14 protein-coding genes and 4 tRNA genes are annotated in these 19,521 nt (G+C 35.1%); 3 read left to right on the forward strand and 15 right to left on the reverse strand.

Going from position 1 to position 19,521, the window contains the following annotated elements:
* Positions 1–57: 57 nt before the first annotated feature.
* The 7 genes from BUA73_RS12610 to BUA73_RS12640 all read right to left on the reverse strand — a co-directional run bounded on the left by BUA73_RS12610 (position 58) and on the right by BUA73_RS12640 (position 8,444).
* A tRNA-Arg gene (locus BUA73_RS12610) sits at positions 58–134 on the reverse strand.
* A gap of 97 nt (positions 135–231) precedes the next feature.
* Positions 232–936 carry a response regulator gene (locus BUA73_RS12615; protein ID WP_072904476.1) on the reverse strand — a complete coding sequence of 235 codons (705 nt, stop codon included), beginning with the start codon at positions 934–936 and terminating at the stop codon, positions 232–234.
* Entirely contained in the window at positions 929–3,622 is a 2,694-nt protein-coding gene (locus BUA73_RS12620) for a sensor histidine kinase (RefSeq protein ID WP_072904477.1), read from the reverse strand. Before BUA73_RS12620 ends, BUA73_RS12615 begins: the two co-directional genes overlap by 8 nt.
* Before the next feature lie 50 nt (positions 3,623–3,672).
* Entirely contained in the window at positions 3,673–4,275 is a 603-nt protein-coding gene (gene kdpC, locus BUA73_RS12625; RefSeq protein WP_072904478.1) for a potassium-transporting ATPase subunit KdpC, read from the reverse strand.
* Positions 4,276–4,288: 13 nt separating this feature from the next.
* Positions 4,289–6,358, reverse strand: coding sequence for a potassium-transporting ATPase subunit KdpB (gene kdpB, locus BUA73_RS12630; RefSeq protein ID WP_072904479.1), 2,070 nt, complete (start codon positions 6,356–6,358; stop codon positions 4,289–4,291).
* 24 nt (positions 6,359–6,382) lie between these two features.
* Positions 6,383–8,191: a potassium-transporting ATPase subunit KdpA gene (gene kdpA / locus BUA73_RS12635; protein ID WP_341465320.1), complete on the reverse strand. Its 1,809-nt coding sequence runs from the start codon at positions 8,189–8,191 to the stop codon at positions 6,383–6,385.
* A 162-nt stretch (positions 8,192–8,353) separates the two neighbouring features.
* Positions 8,354–8,444, reverse strand: a tRNA-Ser gene (locus tag BUA73_RS12640).
* Positions 8,445–8,739: 295 nt separating this feature from the next.
* Between BUA73_RS12640 and BUA73_RS12645 the strand changes: the two genes are divergently transcribed.
* The gene (locus BUA73_RS12645) at positions 8,740–9,966 is read left to right on the forward strand and encodes a dicarboxylate/amino acid:cation symporter (RefSeq protein ID WP_072904481.1); all 1,227 of its coding nucleotides are present in this window, start codon (positions 8,740–8,742) and stop codon (positions 9,964–9,966) included.
* Positions 9,967–10,120: 154 nt separating this feature from the next.
* On the opposite strand, the gene BUA73_RS12650 is transcribed toward BUA73_RS12645, so the two are convergent.
* The 6 genes from BUA73_RS12650 to BUA73_RS12675 form a co-directional block, all read right to left on the reverse strand.
* A tRNA-Ser gene (locus BUA73_RS12650) sits at positions 10,121–10,211 on the reverse strand.
* A gap of 31 nt (positions 10,212–10,242) precedes the next feature.
* Positions 10,243–10,333 (reverse strand) — tRNA-Ser (locus BUA73_RS12655).
* Between the two features lie 156 nt (positions 10,334–10,489).
* Positions 10,490–10,921: a DUF4418 family protein gene (locus BUA73_RS12660; protein WP_072904482.1), complete on the reverse strand. Its 432-nt coding sequence runs from the start codon at positions 10,919–10,921 to the stop codon at positions 10,490–10,492.
* A 23-nt stretch (positions 10,922–10,944) separates the two neighbouring features.
* Complete coding sequence (locus BUA73_RS12665; RefSeq protein WP_072904483.1) at positions 10,945–11,703, reverse strand: ABC transporter permease; 759 nt, start codon at positions 11,701–11,703, stop codon at positions 10,945–10,947.
* Positions 11,704–11,772: 69 nt separating this feature from the next.
* Positions 11,773–12,879: an ABC transporter substrate-binding protein gene (locus BUA73_RS12670; RefSeq protein ID WP_072904484.1), complete on the reverse strand. Its 1,107-nt coding sequence runs from the start codon at positions 12,877–12,879 to the stop codon at positions 11,773–11,775.
* A 42-nt stretch (positions 12,880–12,921) separates the two neighbouring features.
* Positions 12,922–13,716 (reverse strand): ABC transporter ATP-binding protein, encoded by a 795-nt coding sequence (locus BUA73_RS12675; protein WP_072904485.1) that lies wholly within the window; start codon positions 13,714–13,716, stop codon positions 12,922–12,924.
* Positions 13,717–13,975: 259 nt separating this feature from the next.
* Between BUA73_RS12675 and BUA73_RS12680 the strand changes: the two genes are divergently transcribed.
* On the forward strand, positions 13,976–15,175 hold the full coding sequence (locus tag BUA73_RS12680; RefSeq protein WP_072904486.1) for an ABC transporter permease: 1,200 nt from the start codon (positions 13,976–13,978) through the stop codon (positions 15,173–15,175).
* The gene (locus BUA73_RS12685; RefSeq protein WP_072904487.1) at positions 15,175–15,858 is read left to right on the forward strand and encodes an ABC transporter ATP-binding protein; all 684 of its coding nucleotides are present in this window, start codon (positions 15,175–15,177) and stop codon (positions 15,856–15,858) included. The genes BUA73_RS12680 and BUA73_RS12685 overlap by 1 nt, the downstream gene beginning before the upstream one ends.
* A gap of 64 nt (positions 15,859–15,922) precedes the next feature.
* On the opposite strand, the gene BUA73_RS12690 is transcribed toward BUA73_RS12685, so the two are convergent.
* Complete coding sequence (locus tag BUA73_RS12690; RefSeq protein ID WP_072904488.1) at positions 15,923–17,608, reverse strand: ABC transporter ATP-binding protein; 1,686 nt, start codon at positions 17,606–17,608, stop codon at positions 15,923–15,925.
* 11 nt (positions 17,609–17,619) lie between these two features.
* Positions 17,620–19,338, reverse strand: a complete 1,719-nt coding sequence (locus tag BUA73_RS12695; protein WP_072904489.1) for an ABC transporter ATP-binding protein — start codon at positions 19,336–19,338, stop codon at positions 17,620–17,622.
* Between the last annotated feature and the right edge of the window lie 183 nt (positions 19,339–19,521).

The following is a 19,521-nucleotide window of genomic DNA, read 5'->3' on the forward strand; positions in this document are numbered from 1 at the left end:
AACTAATAAAAAATGACTAAATCCTTTATTCAAGAACTTAGTCATTTCAATAGTTTATGGTGCGTCAGAGAAGATTCGAACTCCCGACCAACTGGTTCGTAGCCAGCTACTCTATCCAACTGAGCTACTGACGCATGCTTAAAACTCTATTAACTATAATATCATATAGTAAATAAAAAATCAATAAAAAACAATCTACCATAAAAAATGAGCTTCAATAATTAAATTTATTTATATTTTTAACATGCGATATCCTATACCAACATGAGTCTGAATATATTTGTGTGCTGACGATGACGAACCCGCTTCTATTTTTTTGCGCAATGTAGCCATAAAAACACGAAGAGATGATACATCATTCTCCCATGAACTTCCCCATATTTCCTTAGTAATAAATGTATGTGTCAAAACTTTACCAATATTTTTTGCCAGGAGACATAAAAGTTTGTACTCGATGGGCGTCAAATGAAGTTCTTGCGATTTTATATAAACACACCCGGCTGCATAGTCAATTTTTAAATCCCCATTTACAAAGAAAGCAGATTCAACATTTCCCATGGCGGGAATGCAATTAATTCTTCTGATAGATACACGCAATCTAGCCATGAGTTCCTCTACAGAAAATGGCTTTGTTATATAATCATCTGCACCTGAATCTAATGCATGAATTTTATCAGTATCCTCACTTCTTGCACTAATTACAATTATAGGCATATTGGACCAACTACGTATTTTTTTTATAACATCAACACCGTCTATGTCTGGCAAGCCTAAATCAAGCAATACAATATCAGGATTATACGAAACTGCTTCCATGACAGCTATATCGCCCGTAGGTGCCGTATGAAAACGGTATCCATGAGTTTCTAGAGCCGTGGAAATTAAATTTCGTATTGCATTATCATCTTCAACAATTAATATTAATGGTTTATTCACGCAAATTTACCTCCTCAGCTGGTAGATTAAATTGAAATACAGTTCCAAAAGGTTTATTATCTTTAACCCATATCTCACCATTGTGTACATTGATTATGGACTTGCAAAGAGCAAGGCCTAGACCAAGGCTCCTTCTACTGTCAACAATTTTCATATCGCCTATATAAAACATATCAAATATTCTTGGTTTTGATTCATCTGATATACCCAAACCATCATCGGCTATTTTAACAAATACCTTATCATCAGTTTTCCATGTAGAAATGTTTATATTAGAACCCTTAGGTGTATATTTTATAGCATTATCCACAATATTAATTATAACTTGCATGATAAGTTTTGAATCCATTTTGGCCATAATAAATTCATCAGTTTCTTTTACAATTATATTGTGCTCCACACTTTTCCTGTCTATATGGCTCAGCGCCTCTCTTATTACATCCTCCATAAGTTCGGAAGACATATTCAAGTTCAATGTTCCATCTTCAATTTTAGTTACAGCTAAAAGATTCTCTACAAGATTTATAAGCCACATAGAATCATCGTAAATATCATTATACAATTGTTTCCTCTTTTCTGGTACTAATGTACTTTCATCAGAAATCAGTATACCCGCATTACCTGAGATTGACGTAAGTGGTGTTCTAAGATCATGTGATATTGCTCTCAACAAACTAGCCCTCAATTGTTCGTTCTTAGCCAAAACTGCAGCCTCTTCCTTTTCCTTTTCAGCCTGCCTATTTTCAAGGGCCAATGCACATTCTCCAAGGATTGAGAGCAGTATGCTATTTTCAAAGGATTCCAAAGGTGATTGCCCTATGACAATACCAACAACACCATACACGTTATTATTAACCCTTACCGCTAAGTAAAGGCATTTTGCATTACAAAGAGTGCTGGTAGTAGCTCCGGCATGTTTATTATTTTTGAATACCCAAGCTGCAACAGCCTTCTCATTTTTGGAAGTATAGTCATTATTAGATTCACGTCCACTCACAGTAAATATCTGTGGTTCCATAAGATTTTCCATATCTGATGGGTAAAATACGATATCCTTATCCAACAATTTAATAATCTGATTAGCTGTTATGTCAATAATATCACTTTTCTCCCTAGCTTTTTGTAAAAGCTGATTTGTATCAAATAATACCTTTGTCCTAAACGCCGTCTGAGCTGATTGCTTGGCATTTTTCTTTATCTTTGTTGCCAATGTTCCCGTAATAAACGTTGAAATAAGCATTATAGCAAAAGTAGCAGGATATCCAGATCCATAGGCATTTAATGTAAATCTCGGCTCAGTAAAAAAGAAATTAAAAGTTAACACACTTATTACTGAAAAGACTAAGCTATATATTCGCTCTGACACAATTATAGAAGTCACCAGCACCCCCATAATATAAACAGTTATAATATTGGCTTCACTAAACCCAACATTATAGAATATATGACATATTATAGTTGCAATAACTAGTATAGAAATACTCTTCCACAAATCTGCCATATTAAATTTAGGTTTTGGATCAAAGTTGTTGCGAGACTTGTAGTTTGACGAACGCTTGTCCGGTATTATATAAATATCGAGATTAGGAGCATATGCTGTAAGTTTTTCAATAAATGTAGGTTTACTAAAGAAATGTTTCCTTTGCATGCTACTTCTCCCTACCACAATCTTGGATATACCAGATAACCTTGCAAATTCCGAAATCTGAAGCGCCACATCATCACCATATGAAGTCTCCACATTAGCACCAAGTTGTTGTGCTAGATGAATATTATCCCTGAGATTTTTTTTGTCTTCTTGACTTGCAGAAGAAAAGCTAGGAGTCTCAACAAATAATGCTGTAAAATCTCCTTTAAAAGCACTAGCCATCCTTGCAGCTGTTCGTATGCTCTTTGCTCCACTAGGTGAAGGTGATAAGCAAACCAGTATATGCTCATCCGTGAAATATTCACCATTGCTTTTTACTCTCTCACTATCCGATATTTTATTTATACGGTCTGCACACCTTCTCATGGCTATTTCTCTTAACGCTACAAGATTCTCCATGGCAAAGAAATTAGTTACTGCCTTCTCAGCTTGTATTTTTCTATATATTTTACCTTCACGAAGCCTTTCGATAAGTTCCGTGGGTTCAATATCTATTAGTTCAACCTGTTGCGCATCATCGAACATCTTATCTGGTATACGTTCCCTTACCATGACTCCCGTTATGGATGCTACAATATCATTCAAGCTCTCAAGATGTTGCACATTCACAGTGGTGTAAACGTCTATACCCACCTTTAGAAGTTCCTGTACATCTTTATACCTTTTATTATGCCTACAACCACGGGCATTAGTATGTGCTAATTCATCTACCAATACAAGCTGAGGATTTCTTTTCAGCGTTGCGTCTATATCAAATTCCTTTAGAACCATATTATTGTGTTTTATCTTTTGAGGTGGAACTATCTCAAGTCCCTCTAGCATAGCACTAGTTTCTAATCTTTCATGGGGTTCAACATATCCCGCAACCACATCTATACCATAAGATTTGGCATCCTTAGCAGCTTGCAACATAGCATAGGTTTTTCCCACACCAGCGGCATAACCAAAAAAGATTTTTAATTGTCCCAGTTTTCTTTCCTTTTCCTCATTTTGAATGGCCTTTAACAATTCATCGGGATTTGCACGAACATCATCCATACTCCGCCTCCAGCAGATAAATTCTTTATTCTACATTAATCATATCATTATTATAATATACCATCTATCATCAAATTAACCTTTAATACATTTACAGTTTTCTCTCCAAGTATTCCAAGGAATTTTTCTTCAGTACATTTTTCAATTATTTGTTGTACTTTACCCTCGGACATATTATTTGACTTGGCAATTCTTTTTACCTGATACTTTGCAGCTGCTAGGGAAATATGTGGGTCAAGACCACTACCTGAACAAGTAAGAAGATCTTCTGGAATTTTAGTATAAGCCATATCCAGATTGGACCTTCTAATCTTTTCTACACGCTGCTTTAGAAGTTTTCCATACTCTTCGCTATTAGGACTAAGATTTGAAGGTGAAGAGTACATAAGGATTTTCCCATTCTCATCTTTGTAAGTTGAAACATCAATATTCATGATTCTTCCCCACATATGACCATCATCTGTATACTGTTGTCCAAGCAATTCGCTGCCATATTTAACACCATTAACATTAATAATACTGCCATTAGCCTTGTGTGGAAAAATAAGCTGAGCCATGGCTGTAACCACACCTGTGTAAATTACACCGCAGAGCACTGTAAAAATTATAAATATTACTATGGCAGGAGCTAATATACCTTTCAATGTTTTCATGTTTTTCCCTCCCTTATACTAATCCACAAACTACTAGTATCATATCAATCAACTTTACAAAGACAAATGGTGCTACAAGGCCTCCAAGGCCATATACAAGCAAGTTACGAGATAATAGCTTTCCAGCTGAAACTTCCCTATATTTTACCCCTTTTAATGCCAAAGGAATCAAAGCTACAATAATAAGTGCATTGTAAATAATTGCAGATAATACGGCGCTCTGTGGAGAATGAAGACTCATTATATTTAACGCTGATAGTCCTGGATAAATCCCCATAAACAATGCTGGTATTATAGCAAAATATTTTGCCAAATCATTGGCAATTGAAAACGTTGTAAGACTACCTCTTGTCATAAGAAGTTGCTTTCCTATTCTTACAATATCAATTAATTTAGTTGGTGAAGAATCAAGATCTACCATATTTCCAGCCTCTTTCGCTGCCTGGGTTCCACTGTTCATAGCCACTGCCACGTCTGCTTGGGCAAGAGCTGGGGCATCATTGGTTCCATCGCCTGTCATGGCTACAAGATGTCCTTTACTCTGAAAATCTCTTATCATCTCAAGCTTTCCTTCCGGGGTTGCCTCTGCAAGAAAATCATCTACACCTGCTTCTGCTGCAATAGCCGCTGCTGTAAGTGGATTATCTCCCGTTATCATTATGGTCTTTATACCCATCTTTCTAAGGTCTGCAAACTTTTCCTGAACACCTTGTTTAATTATATCTTTAAGGTGAATTACTCCCAGTATTTTATGATTTTTTTCTACAACTAGAGGAGTGCCACCTAGCTTTGCAATAGCATTTACTTTTTCCTCACATTCCTTGCTGTAAATTCCTCCATTTTCTAATACATATTCTCTAACAGAATCTGCAGCACCTTTTCTTATCTCCATACCATCAAAATTCACACCGCTCATACGGGTTTTGGCCGTAAAAGGTACGAATTCCATATGTTTGTCTTCAAGCTTTCTTCCACGAATTCCAAATTTCTTTTTTGCCAAAACCACTATACTCCTACCCTCTGGAGTCTCATCTGCAAGAGATGAAAGCTGAGCTGCATCTGCCAGTTCCTTTTCACTAACACCATCAACAGGAACGAATTCATATGCCTGTCTATTTCCTAATGTTATAGTACCAGTTTTATCAAGCATCAAAATATCTACATCACCAGCCGCTTCAATAGCTCGTCCACTCATCGCTAGCACATTGGCCTGATTAAGCCTGCTCATTCCTGCAATGCCTATGGCCGATAGAAGAGCACCTATGGTTGTTGGAGCCAGACAGACAAGTAATGCTACCAAAGTTGTAACAGATGTAGGATTTTCTACACCTACCTGTTTTGCTGAAAATACAGAATAGCTATATAGTGATAAAGTAACAAGTATAAATATGATGGAGAGGGCTACAAGAAAAATCTGCAATGCTATTTCATTAGGTGTTTTCTTTCTTGCAGCACCCTCTACCATGGCAATCATCTTATCAAGAAAACTTTCTCCCGCCTCACTAGTAACTTCAACAATAATCCAGTCTGAAAGCACTGTAGTTCCGCCTGTAACTGCACTTCTGTCTCCACCACTTTCACGAATTACAGGAGCTGATTCTCCTGTAATGGCACTTTCATCTACAGAAGCGGCACCATCAACAACTTCTCCATCAGCTGGAATCTGCTGACTAGCTTTTACAATGACAAGGTCACCTTTTTTAAGACTTACAGAAGATACTACGGTGAAATTATCCTTTTCATCTACAGATCTAATCTTGTATGCATCTACATCTTTTTTAGCTGCACGAAGGGAATCAGCTTGAGCCTTACCCCTACCTTCAGCTATAGCTTCAGCAAAGTTTGCAAATATTACAGTGAACCACAGTATAATAGCAATGGCAAAGGTGTAGCCTGAAGAAACATCCTTTACCCCAAACAAAGCCACTATCCACAGTGCTGATGTTAAAATTGCTGATATATATACAAGAAGCATTACAGGATTTTTTACCTGTGTCTTTGGATTTAACTTAATAAAAGAATCTTTTATGGCTCTTCCAATCATCTTTTTATCGGCAAAGCCACTTTTTGTTTTTGCCTCCATATTAAGGCCTCCTTACAATCATAGTTAACTAAAAAATTCGGCAAGTGGTCCAAGAGCCAGTGCCGGGAAAAAGCTAAGCGCACCTATCAACATAACTATAACTATTAACAAGAATATAAAAATTCCATTAGTCGTTGAAAGTGTTCCCGATGTATTTGCTATCTTTTTCTTACCCGCCAAATTACCAGCAATAGCAAGAGTGCCAATCATAGGTAGAAATCTTGCAAATAGCATAACTAATCCAAGTGAAACATTAAAAAATACAGTATTTGCATTAAATCCAGCGAAGGCCGAACCATTGTTCCCACCACAGGATGAATAAGCATACAGTAGTTCTGAGAAACCATGCGCTCCACTGTTATTTAGACTATCTGTAACTTGTGGTATTATAGCTGCAATACCACTACCTACAAGTATAGCTATGGGGGTTGCCAAACAAACAAGTACTGACCACTTCATCTCGTAAGGTTCTATTTTTTTGCCCAAGAATTCCGGTGTACGTCCAACCATAAGTCCCGCAATAAATACGGTAAGAATTGCAAATGCCAACATTCCATAAAGTCCACATCCAACACCACCAAAGATTACCTCGCCCAACTGCATTAAAATCATGGTAACCATACCGCCAAGAGGTGTATAGCTGTCATGCATTGAATTAACAGAACCACTTGAAGCTGCTGTAGTAAAAGCTGCCCATGCAGATGATGAAGCAATGCCAAATCTAGATTCCTTGCCCTCCATATTTCCACCTGCTTGATCTATCATACTTACATTAATATCATGGTTTTGTGTAAGTTTTGTTGTGGCAAATTGTTCGCTGCTCGCTATGGAAGCTAAAGCCACTACAAGACATATAAACATAGCTAAGAAAATGGCTTTCCCCTGTTTTTTATTCCCTATGCTCTTTCCAAAAGTAAAACAAAGTGCTGTTGGAATAAGCAAAATAGAAAGCATTTCGATTAAATTAGTAAATACATTGGGATTTTCTAGAGGATGAGCAGAATTAACTCCATTGTATCCCCCACCATTTGTACCAGACTGCTTAATAGCAACTTGACTTGCCATAGGTCCCATAGGTACAAATTGTTCTGTGACTATTTGTGCCCCTTTAATTAAGTTCCCATCTAAAGTAGCAGTTTTGTTTTTTAAATTGATTTCAGCACCTTCAATAACTTGTCCATCTACGCTTAATGCAATAGGTTCTAAAAGTGCAACCTTTTCAGCAGCTTTTAGATTTTGTACTACACCCCCGCCAACAAGACAAAGAGCTATAACAAGGTTTAAAGGAATCAATACATGAATAATAATCCTAGTCATGTCAACCCAAAAGCTGCCAAGCTTATCTGTTTTCACTCTTATAAAGCCACGAATTAATGCAAATAATACAGCAATTCCCGTAGCTGCAGAAACAAAATTCTGTACTGTAAGTCCAACAGCCTGAGTAAAATAACTCAATGTGGATTCACCGCTATATGCCTGCCAATTTGTATTTGTAATAAAACTTACTGCTGTATTAAAGGATAAATGCCACGATACCCCAGATAGTTTTTGAGGATTCCCAGGGAGAATTAATTGAAACGTCTGCAATAAAATCAAGAATATAAGTCCAACCCCCGAAAATATCAGCACACTTACAAGGTATCTCTTCCAATTCATTTCCTCATCACTGTTTATACGAAGCACCTTATACACCGCTTTTTCGCAAGGAACTAAAACCCCCGAAAGAAAAGTTTTTTCTCCTGCCATAACTTTTTTTATATATGTTCCTAGCGGTATAGCCAATATAACTAATGTAACTAAATAAATAACATATTGTAAAAATACACTCATCACTGCTCGTCTCCCTTCGTTTATATACATTAACAGTATAATCATAAGTATTTTAAGAAGGTATTAATGTAAAATGGGAGGCATTAAGATTGCGTTAAGATAATATTGTCCCAATATTTATTCTATTTAACGCAAAAAAATCCTACCAGTTTTACTGGTAGGATTTGGCGGAGAAAGTGGGATTCGAACCCACGGTACGCTCACACGTACGCCGGTTTTCAAGACCGGTGCCTTAAACCAACTCGACCATCTCTCCACATATTTGACTCACGAACATTAATTATTATACATAATGTATAGGTAGTTTGTCAATACCTTAAATAAAATTTTATCTGATGGCTAGCCCTTGTAACACACCCTCCACAAATTACATTTTACAAAATGCATTTTGTAATTTTCACAATTGCATTTTTTGCATTTTATTTTTAATATCACTTGCAATTTTCTTTGAAACATGTATTATATATAAGTAGTATTTGTTATAAATAGTATAAATCACTTTTTATTATGAAAGTTATAAATTTAAATATTGCATTTCAAGGAGGTTTATCATGAAAAAGTTATCATCCACAAGCAAAATATTAGTATCGTTAATTTTAGGAATTGTCTTCGGTCTTCTATGCAGCAACTTTGTATCGCAAAACATCAATGAAGCAATAGCAAAATGGGCCTTAGGACCACTAGGAGATATGTTTTTAAGGGCAATAAAAATGGTAGTAGTACCTCTTGTGTTCTTTTCATTAGTGGTGGGCACTGCTAGCATAGGAGATATAAAAAAGCTGGGTAGAATCGGAGGAAAAACCATTGCCTTTTATCTGGTAACCACAGCTTTTGCCGTTAGTTTTGCTCTAATAATAGCAAACATTTTAAAACCTGGCATTGGAGTAACAGCTTTAAAAACCACTGCAGAATTAAATACCGCCACGGCACCTTTTATAATGGATGTATTCACTAACATGATCCCAACAAATCCAATTCAAGCTATGGTAGAAGGAAACATGCTACAGGTCATATTTTTTGCCATGGTATTCGGCGTGGCTATAACGCTAATAGGCGAAAAAGCCTCTCCCATAGTTAAATTAAGCGAACAGATCAACAACATATTATTAAAAATAATAAGCCTTGTGATGATGTTTGCTCCCATAGGAGTTTTTGCACTAATCTCCAAAGTTATAATTAGCCAAGGTACAAGCATTCTACTTTCATTGTTTAAATATGTTGCTGTAGTAGTTTTTGCATTAGCCATGCACACATTTGTGACTTATGGAACCCTTTTAAAGCTTCTTGCCAAGATGAGTCCTATAGCCTTCTTCAAAAAGTTTTGGCCGGTGATGTTAGTAGGATTCAGTACCTCTAGTAGCAATGCTACCATTCCCGTAAACATGGACACTTGTAATAATAAGCTGGGAGTTTCCGAAAAAGTGAGCAGTTTCACCATTCCTCTTGGTGCCACAATAAATATGGATGGTACCGCCATAATGCAAGGTGTAGCAGCCATATTCATCGCTCAGGTCTTCGGCATGAACTTAAGCATCCAACAGCAGCTAATGGTAATTCTCATAGCTACTCTTTCTTCCATTGGAACTGCAGGGGTGCCAAGTGCCGGTGTGGTAATGCTGACCATGGTATTACAACAAGTGGGACTCCCACTAGAGGGAGCTGCCCTAGTATTAAGTGTGGATAGAATAGTTGATATGTTTAGAACCACTACAAATATCACAGGGGATGCAGTTTGTACTGTAATAGTTGCAAAATCTGAAAATGAAATAAAATACTAAAACATGAAAGGGATGCCGCAAATCATTTTGGATAATTTTGCGCATCCCTTTACTTTATCTCATAGCTAGCCCTTGTAACAAACCCCTAGATTATGTTCTTAGCTTTAAGCAGAAAAAAAATCATCAACGATAATTAAATCATTGATGATACTTTTGGCGGAGAAACCGGGATTTGAACCCGGGCGCCGGTTACCCAACCTACGCCCTTAGCAGGGGCGCCTCTTCAGCCACTTGAGTATTTCTCCACGCTGAAATCTTTTGTTTTTATATAAATTGTGGCGGAGAAAGTGGGATTCGAACCCACGGTACGCTCACACGTACGCCGGTTTTCAAGACCGGTGCCTTAAACCAACTCGACCATCTCTCCGCGTTATCATTACTACGTAACGACAAGATTTATTATATCAGTTATAGCATATTGTGTCAACATTTTTGATAAAAATTTTTTAACGTGTATGAAATAGATTACTAGTCTTATACAAAATTGCAAAGCTAGTAATCCATTTCTCAGTGTATTGATTAGCTAGTTCGGAATACGTGACTTTTTATCTTCAAGTATCACATATGCCAAGGAAGAAATCATAGCAATTATAGAACAAATTCTAACCCAAAGAGCTGTTACATTACATGGCATTTCGATCTTTGTGCAAATGCCAATTCCTATAAATGATGAGAAAGTATTCAAGAACAATAATACACCTGCAATAAATACTACTAATTGAATAGCAGCTCCAGCTCTTTTAGAAAGGAACGTAATTATTGCTACAAGCAAAATAATTATAGCTAAAGCAACAAATAACTTTGCAGAATGAGCACACTTCATAGGAACCATTTTCCCATTCTCCAACTTCAATAGTTTATCACATACTGGCGCCCAAATATACACAGCACCTATTATCAATAAAGCGGCCACTGCCTGAAGCAAAACCAAAATACTTTTATATCCACTTTTCATTTTAATATCCCTCAATTCGTTTTTTAATTATTTGTTGTCCAAAACAGGATCTTTGATTTAATTAAATCAAACAAATACATAACTATTACCAAAACAAAAGACATAAAGATAAATCCGACCATTACTAAATCAAAGCGTGCAAAGTCTGAAAAATATTGAATGAAATATCCCATTCCTGAAGTAGCACCAAACATTTCAGCAACGGCCAACAATACAAAAGAGAATTTTAATGCTATTGTACAACCTACTAAAATCGCTGGAGATGCTGCCGGCAATATAACCCTAAATAGCTTTTCCATACGAGGCATCTCTAAAGTTGCAGCATTTTCCAAATATCTTTTATCTATAGTCATAACCGCACTGATGGTTGACCCTAAAATCGGCCAAAATGAACCTAGAAATATAATAAATATTGACGCCATACGAAATGTTGGGAAAATATGTATAGCATATGGTGTAAGCAATGTAGCTGGTACAGCGCTAAATGCATTTATGTATGGGGTAATATTTCTACGTAAATTCTTTTTTAATCCTATTATAACTCCTAAACTTATTGCTAACACCAGCGAAATGGTGTATGCCGATACAAGTAATATCATAGAACTACCTAATCCATTGATTAGCTGCGGTAGATATTTCACAAACAATGGAATGACTATTGACAGGCCCTTAAACAAAAATGGATCTAGTATACCAAAAACATCTGTTAATAGCTCATAAACTACTACAATAAATACACCAATTAAAATAATACCTAAATTTTTCTGTAATTTTGCCTTCATTGTAATACTCCTTTAAATTCAATTTGAAAACATCACTTTGGGTGTTTGCACCCAAAGTGAACAGCCCAACTATTTGCTAAATGCTTTAGAGTTATTTGTATTGTAAATCTCTAGTTTATCTTTAAAAAACTTGCTATCTGGATATCTTTTAATCAAATCATCCAAAGCCTTCTTGTAATTTTGATTTTCAACGTGGTCTTCAATTTTTACATTTGTATCTTTTATGTATCCGAAATCATTCATTTTATTCCACATCTTAATAACACTATTTACATATGGATCTGAATCGTATAGCATATGAGGGCTTTTTACAAAGCTTTCAACAGTTTTTTTACCTAAATCAAGATTCTTAACTACTAAATCAACAACTTCATCCATTCCACCTTCTTTATGCATATCCTCTTCAGCACGTAGATAAGCACGTAATAAAGCTTGAATTGCTTCTGGATTTTTTTCTAACCATGTTGTTTTAGATAACATTCTGCAACAAGAGTGATTTGGCCAAAAATCATCAGGCCACATTTTTACTTCTAATCCCATCTCTGCAGCTTGTACTTGGAAACCTGTTGAAGTTGCACCAAAATCGACTTCACCATTTCTTACAGCTTGTAAAACATCAGGGTTCTTTTTGAATTCTACAAATGTTACATCATTGTAAAGTCCTGCGTCATAAAGCACACCTTTTAAAACAACGTCAGGTGTTCCCCCACGCATAATGCCTATTTTTTTACCCTTAAAATCCTCAAGTTTTTCCCATTTAGTTCCTGGTAAACCGTAGGCCGGTGTTTCGCCAATTATCATATACCCACCAAAAACAGTAAATTCCTGTCCATTTGCAATTTGAATAAGTGGACCACCTGTACCGTATGTGGAAATTACATCAACTTGACCTGATGAGAGTGCTGAGAATGCATCTGTACCATTGTTGATGTAAACCATCTCAACTTCAACATCCTCTTCTTCCAAATAGCCTCTTTTTTCAGCCATATATTGGAATACTTGTCCTGATGTTGCTTGAGCTGCAACGGAAATCTTGTATTTAGCTTTTTTATCCGTTTTAGAAGTTTTGTCTCCTGAATCTTTTCCTAACTTTATGCTGTCAATTGAACTTGAACAACCGCATAGCAAAAAGGTTGCAAAAATAAACACTGATAGAACTTTTTTTAATTTTTTCATATATTTTCTCCTTTGATTTGCATGTACCAGTTACTTTATAACCTATTTTTTCTTGGCTTCTGCTTTTGATTGAATTTCATCATTAATAATCTTTATAAGCTTATTTCTTATTTCCATAACTTCAGGATTTGAAAACATGGTTTCTCTTTTAGGTTTTTCTTTACCCTTAAATGAATGATGATAAATAATTTTACTTGGCGATTGTCCTAAAACAAAGATGTCAGTAGCTAAAAGCAATGCTTCATCCACGCTGTGTGTTACAAAGAAAATAGTTTTTCTTTTTTCCTCTTCTTTAGCCCATAATTCTAAAACTGTATCCTGCAATAATGCTTTTGTAACTGCATCTAGTGCACCAAAAGGCTCGTCCATCAATAACACTGGCGGATCGATAGCAAATGCACGTGCAATTGCGCACCTTTGTCTTTGACCACCGGAAAGCGATAAAGGCAATTTATCAAACAAACTTTCCTCAAGCCCTACATTTGCCATCCACTGTTTTGCAAGATTTTCACGTTCACTCTTATTCATGGTTTTAAATTTTTGTTTTAATGCTAGTGCTATATTTTCTCCTGAAGTCATCCACGGAAATAATCCATAATCTTGGAATATCATCCCTCTGTCTAGCCCAGGACCTTTAATTGTATTACCATGAATCAAGATTTCACCACTATTAGGCTTTTCAAGTCCTGCAATTAATCTAAGTAATGTACTTTTCCCACAACCTGATTGACCAAGTAAGCACACAAAATCACCTGCACTGACATCCAAATCTATAGACCCAAGCACAGGTTCTTTATCATACGAAAAACTTACATTTTTAATTGAGACATCTAACATAAATAATTCCCCTTACTCCTATATTTGTTATTAAAATTTAATTATAAATGTTTATTATTACAAATTACTGCAGTATGTTTTATAATTTTCATTTTTCCTTGTAAAGCATACTAAATTTCCACAGGAAAAGTCAAATAGATATATCCAATTCTTTATCTTTTTTATATTACAAAATCAAATACTATAATTGTTGACGCAGTAAGTTAAATACTATATACTAATTGCTATTGATTATATATTGATAAGGTGGTAATTCATTTTGAAAACAATCCCATATAAAAACATTGTTAATAGGCGGTCCCAGAGTTTTGTGACTATTCTCATAACAGCCATCACTGTCTTTATTTTTGTGATAATTTTATCAACATATGGTGCTGTTGAAAAAGGTTTAAAATTAACCAAAGATAGATTAGGCGCAGATTTAATTGTATTACCTGGAAAAGGAAATCAAAGTTCATACCATACGTTATTCACGGGAGACCCCCAAAATGAATACATGAACAGTGATATTATGGACAAAATATCTACCGTGAAAGGAATTAAGCAAGTTACGCCACAATTTTTTACTCAAACTTTAGAAGAAAGTTGTTGTAGTATTGGAAAAGAAATAAGACTTGTCGGATATGATAAAAACTCTGATTTTATATTGTCACCTTGGCTAGAAGCTGAAAATATGGATTACCCATTAGAGGATCAAGTTATCTGCGGTGGAAATGTTCCTTCATTCTTAGGTAACGTCACTATACTACTTGGCAAGCGATTTAACGTTGCTGGCAAACTTTACGAAACTGGCAGTGGAATGGATGATACCATGTTTATAGATATTAATACCGCTCGAGTTCTGGCAAAAAACAGTCCCTTTTTACAAGAATTGTTTAATGGAAGGGATATAAACACCTTAATCTCTTCTGTATTGATCAAAGCAAATGATGGATATAGCACTGAAAAAATTGCAGATAATATAAAAAAACTGAATCTGGACATTACTGTAACGCAAACTAACAGTGTTATAAGCTCAACAAAAAAACAAGTAGATTCATTTAGCATAATAGTTTGGTTTTTATGGATAATTATTTTATGTTTATCGGTGATAACCCTTTGGGATAGATTTGCGTCTTTGACAAGAACTAGGCGTTCCGAGATTGGTTTAATGCGTGCTATGGGTTGCAGCGTAGAAAAAGTTTTTATAATAATGTTAGCTGAAACAACCACTTTGGTTATTATGGGTGGTATCATAGGGTGCATAATTGGGGGATTTGTATCCATACCGGCAGTAAATTTCATTAAAAACTTACTAAATATTTCATTGGGATTTCATTCAATAAAACAAGCTTTGATTTATTCATTATGTGGCTTAGGATTATCAGTCATTCTTTCCATGTTATCCTGTATAGTTCCTTGTTATATTGCATCAAAAATGGAGCCAATGTCTGCTATTGGTAAGGGAGGAATCGACTAATGAATATATTATATGATATAAAAAATACAACTAAAAAATATAACGAAGACGATTACACGCCAATAGACAACATATCAATGACAGTTAATGAAGGAGATTTTATATCAATAGAAGGTCCTTCTGGTACAGGAAAAAGTACACTACTGTATCTTATGGGGGGCTTAATTAAACCAACAAGTGGACAACTTCTATTTAAAGGTACAGATATTGCCTCATTATCAGATAAGGAAAAAACCAAATGGCGTAAAAACAATACCTCATTCATATTTCAGGAAACAATTCTTTTTTCTGCATTATCCGCCTGGGAAAACCTCACTGAAGCATTATGGTTAAAAGAAAAAATTTCCAAATCAAAAGTAAAGGAAAAGGCTGATTTCTTTATAGAAAAAATGGGGTTAAGTGACCGCAAAAATTATCTCCCTCACCAACTAAGTGTTGGTCAGAGAAGGAGATTAATAATTGCAAGAGCACTAATGGGCAGTGCTCCATTGATACTAGCCGATGAACCTACAAACGATCTTGACGACAAATGGTCAGAGATAATAACTGATTTATTTACACAACGAGCCAAAGAAAATAACGCAGTTATTATGGTAACACACAATAAAAAATGGTCACAAAAGGCTTTTACATCATATAAATTAGAGAATGGCAAAATATCAAAAAATATTATTGTACCATAGATTATATCATACATAAAAAAACTCCCTCCACAAGGTGAACCATACACCGGTGGAAGGAGTTTTCTTAATTTGCCACATTATATAAACTGTAGAAGTATTCTTTTCTATTCATCAATTCTTCAAAAGTACCCTCTTCATCAACTGTGCCATTATTGATTACAACAATTTTATCATATCTCTCTAGAATTTCCTTGTTCAGTTTGTGAGTAACCACAAGACAAGTTAGATTTTCTTCTTCTAAAAGAGAAGTTTCAATATTATAGGCTGTCTCATTGTCCAAGCTAGATGTAGCCTCATCCACAACGAAAATAGGACAATTTTTAATGAAAGCTCTAGCAATGGATATCCTCTGTTTTTCCCCTCCAGACAAGTTACTGCCATTCTCTCCTACCTCACTGTCTACACCCTGAGGCAATTTATCTATGAGCTCTTTCAATCCGGACTTCACCATTGCTTCATTGGTATCTGAATCATCGTAGTCATTGTATAATTTTACATTGTTCTTCACTGTGTCATTGAACATAAATACCTTCTGGTTTATGGGACATATTAATTTATAGATATCATCGATTTTAATTTCCTTAATATCCATGCCATCAATGGATATACTTCCTTCGTAGTTGTCATAGAACCTCATTAGCAATTTTACAAAAGTAGATTTTCCACAACCGCTATTACCCACTATAGCACATTTTTCGCCCTTTTTTATGGTAAGGCTAGCATTAGTCAGCAATGGCTTGTTCTCATCATAGGCAAAACAAACATCCTTAAAAGTTATGTCATGCTCAAATAAATTTTTCTCATGAGACCCTAGAGCGTTACTTTCACTATCAATTAATTCTAGAATCTTGTCCATAACAGGTTTAGCACCCTTAATCATAGGCAGAGATGAAGGTATTACTATTATAGGAATCCCCACATAATTCATGAGTTGTAATATTTGCATTACCGTACCCACAGAAAACTTACCTTTAATAGCCATATATGCAGCTAAAATCACAGGGGAGAGTAGAATTAACATATGTGTCATATTAATTACGCCATTTATCAATGCAACATATTTTGATGCTTTTAATTTGCTCTCCTCACAGTCTTCATTGTAATTTTCAAAATCCTTCTTTACTTTATTTTCTATATTATAAGCCTTTATAAGCTCAAATCCCTGAAATATTCCCTTGGATCTTGAAGTAAGTCTTTCATTCATTTTTGATATAGCCCCTACATATTCTCTTCTTTTCCCACCTGCTGTCCCTGCAATGAACATTGGTAGAAGAGAGATTATGCACACATATATAGTTACAAGAGGACTTATCATTACTAGGGATACTATGGCAAAAGCAAATACCATTAAATTTCTTATAACCTCAAAGATCATTGTCATATAATCGGATTCAATTACATCTATGTCATTGGTTAGGTTGGATGTATAAGAGCCAATATCCACTTTTTTGAACGATACAATATCCTTTCTTACTATGCCATTATAAGCTTCATTTCTTATATTTACTAAAGTTTTGCATATAAATTTATTTTTCATAAAAGCATATAGAGATTTTGAAATATATATACCTAGTCCAATAGACACACAGCATATCAAGCTAGTACGAAGTTCATCGAAAGATTTGCTAACTGCCACATCGGTTATCATTTTTAATGCATATGCTTCAGCAATTTGCAGTGCACTGGTAATCAGCGATATTAAAACAGTTGTAAAGAAAAGAAACTTGTATTTAAAAATATATTTTTTCATGGCATTTCCCCCTAACCCGCACATTGCTGCGTATGAACATCATTTGCTGTAACATTGTACAAACTGTAGAAGTATTGTTTCCTATCTATGAGTTCATCGAAAGTACCGATTTCAACAACCTTTCCATCTTTTAGAACAATGACTTTATCATACCTACGCAAAATGTCCTTATTAAATTTATGGGTTACTTCCACACAAGTTAAATCCTTTATGGACATTAAAGATTTTTCAATGTTATAGGCATTAATATTGTCCAAACTAGAGGTAGCCTCATCTAGAATTAACACCGGAGTATGTTTAACTAGTGCTCTGGCAATGGATATTCGCTGGCTCTCTCCCCCTGAAAAGTTACTAGCATCTTCAGTGACAAGGGTTTTTATTCCTTGATCCAGTGAGCCAATCAAATCAGATAGTCCCGTATTGTCTATGGCGTATTGAACTGCTTCAGGGCTATATTCCTTATACAATTTAATATTATTTTCAATGGTGTCCTGCATCATGTACACCTTTTGTTCTATGGGACATATATATTGGTACAAACTACTAGGACTAATATCCTTTACATCTTTTCCATCAATGGTAATGGTGCCTGTATAATCATCATAAAATCCCAATAATAATTTTATTAGAGTAGACTTACCACAGCCACTGCCCCCTACTATGGCACATTTTTCACCCTTGTTTATTTTAAGGGATATACCATCCAATATTTTTCGCTCCTCAGTATAAGAGAAACATACATCCTGGAATTCAATAGACTTCTCAAACCCCTGAAGTTCCTCATAATTTTTATGCTCCTTAGTACCCTTTCTAAGAAGACCATCCAATTTTGCTATGATAGGCTTTACGGATTTAAACATACTTATATTTCTGGATAAACTACTCATAGGTTGTAATATATAGTTCATCAATTGAATGGCACTTATGCAGACACCTAAAGTCATTTTCCCCTTTAAGACTAAAAATATACCAACACCGGTCAATCCCGTCTGTATGAGTGAATTCAAAAATTCACAGCTACTATCTAAAACCTGGGTGGTGTTATTATACTTCATCTTGGCTTTTTCTGACTTCTTGTTAGCATTAAAAAATTTATGGAATACCATTGACCCAATATTAAAACTTTTTATTACTTCAAAACCCGACAGATTATCTTGAGTAATAGTTCTAAACTCTTCCATACTGTCAGAATAAGATTTCTGCTTTCTACCCAAGGCTTTGCCCATGAACGTAGGAATTAACAGCATGAAAAGTCCCATGCCAACTACTATGGCCGCCATAAGTGGGTGAATGAAAATCATGTAAGCTACTCCACCAATTAACAAGGTTAAATTCTCAAATATTTCAAAAACACTTCTATAATATTTTTTGCTTATTATATCCATATCCGTAGTTAGATTAGATATATATGAAGCAGTGCTCTCACTGTTAAACCTCTTCACATCATAATTTATAACCGAATCGAATACCACGTCCTTTAAATCCTTAATAGATGCCTTTATAAACTTTCCTTCTAGATATCTATACATGTATATGACAATGAATTGCACTAACATTAAAGTAATTAGAATTGCAATCCCCCACATCAATTTTTTTAGATCTTTATCTACAATGCAATCAACTATATAGCCCATGAAAAATGCCGCTACTAAGGATACTATTGTTTCCATTAAACCCCATGTGAATTTGGAAATCAACAAAAACTTGTGTTTAAATAAATGTTTCTCCATAAAAAATTCCCCTTTTTAATATGACTATTCTTTAAATAATATTTTAGATTTATATGAAGTGCATATTAAGTATATCACAACACACAGGTAAAATATATATTTATATGGTATAATATTCTTGTAATTTTGCAATTGAAGAAAAAAACATAAAAAATGCCGCCAATCACCTCATTGCGATTGACG

The sequence above is a fragment of the Hathewaya proteolytica DSM 3090 genome (genome assembly GCF_900142225.1).
In the GTDB taxonomy this organism is placed as follows: domain Bacteria; phylum Bacillota; class Clostridia; order Clostridiales; family Clostridiaceae; genus Hathewaya; species Hathewaya proteolytica.

Bases quoted from the DNA above. Each gene is read 5' to 3' on its own strand.
- BUA73_RS12620 (WP_072904477.1), bottom strand. From the start codon at position 3,622: ATGGATGATGTTCGTGCAAATCCCGATGAATTGTTAAAGGCCATTCAA.
- kdpC (WP_072904478.1), bottom strand. From the start codon at position 4,275: ATGAAAACATTGAAAGGTATATTAGCTCCTGCCATAGTAATATTTATA.
- kdpB (WP_072904479.1), bottom strand. From the start codon at position 6,358: ATGGAGGCAAAAACAAAAAGTGGCTTTGCCGATAAAAAGATGATTGGA.
- BUA73_RS12645 (WP_072904481.1), top strand. From the start codon at position 8,740: ATGAAAAAGTTATCATCCACAAGCAAAATATTAGTATCGTTAATTTTA.
- BUA73_RS12660 (WP_072904482.1), bottom strand. From the start codon at position 10,921: ATGAAAAGTGGATATAAAAGTATTTTGGTTTTGCTTCAGGCAGTGGCC.
- BUA73_RS12665 (WP_072904483.1), bottom strand. From the start codon at position 11,703: ATGAAGGCAAAATTACAGAAAAATTTAGGTATTATTTTAATTGGTGTA.
- BUA73_RS12670 (WP_072904484.1), bottom strand. From the start codon at position 12,879: ATGAAAAAATTAAAAAAAGTTCTATCAGTGTTTATTTTTGCAACCTTT.
- BUA73_RS12675 (WP_072904485.1), bottom strand. From the start codon at position 13,716: ATGTTAGATGTCTCAATTAAAAATGTAAGTTTTTCGTATGATAAAGAA.
- BUA73_RS12685 (WP_072904487.1), top strand. From the start codon at position 15,175: ATGAATATATTATATGATATAAAAAATACAACTAAAAAATATAACGAA.
- BUA73_RS12690 (WP_072904488.1), bottom strand. From the start codon at position 17,608: ATGAAAAAATATATTTTTAAATACAAGTTTCTTTTCTTTACAACTGTT.
- BUA73_RS12695 (WP_072904489.1), bottom strand. From the start codon at position 19,338: ATGGAGAAACATTTATTTAAACACAAGTTTTTGTTGATTTCCAAATTC.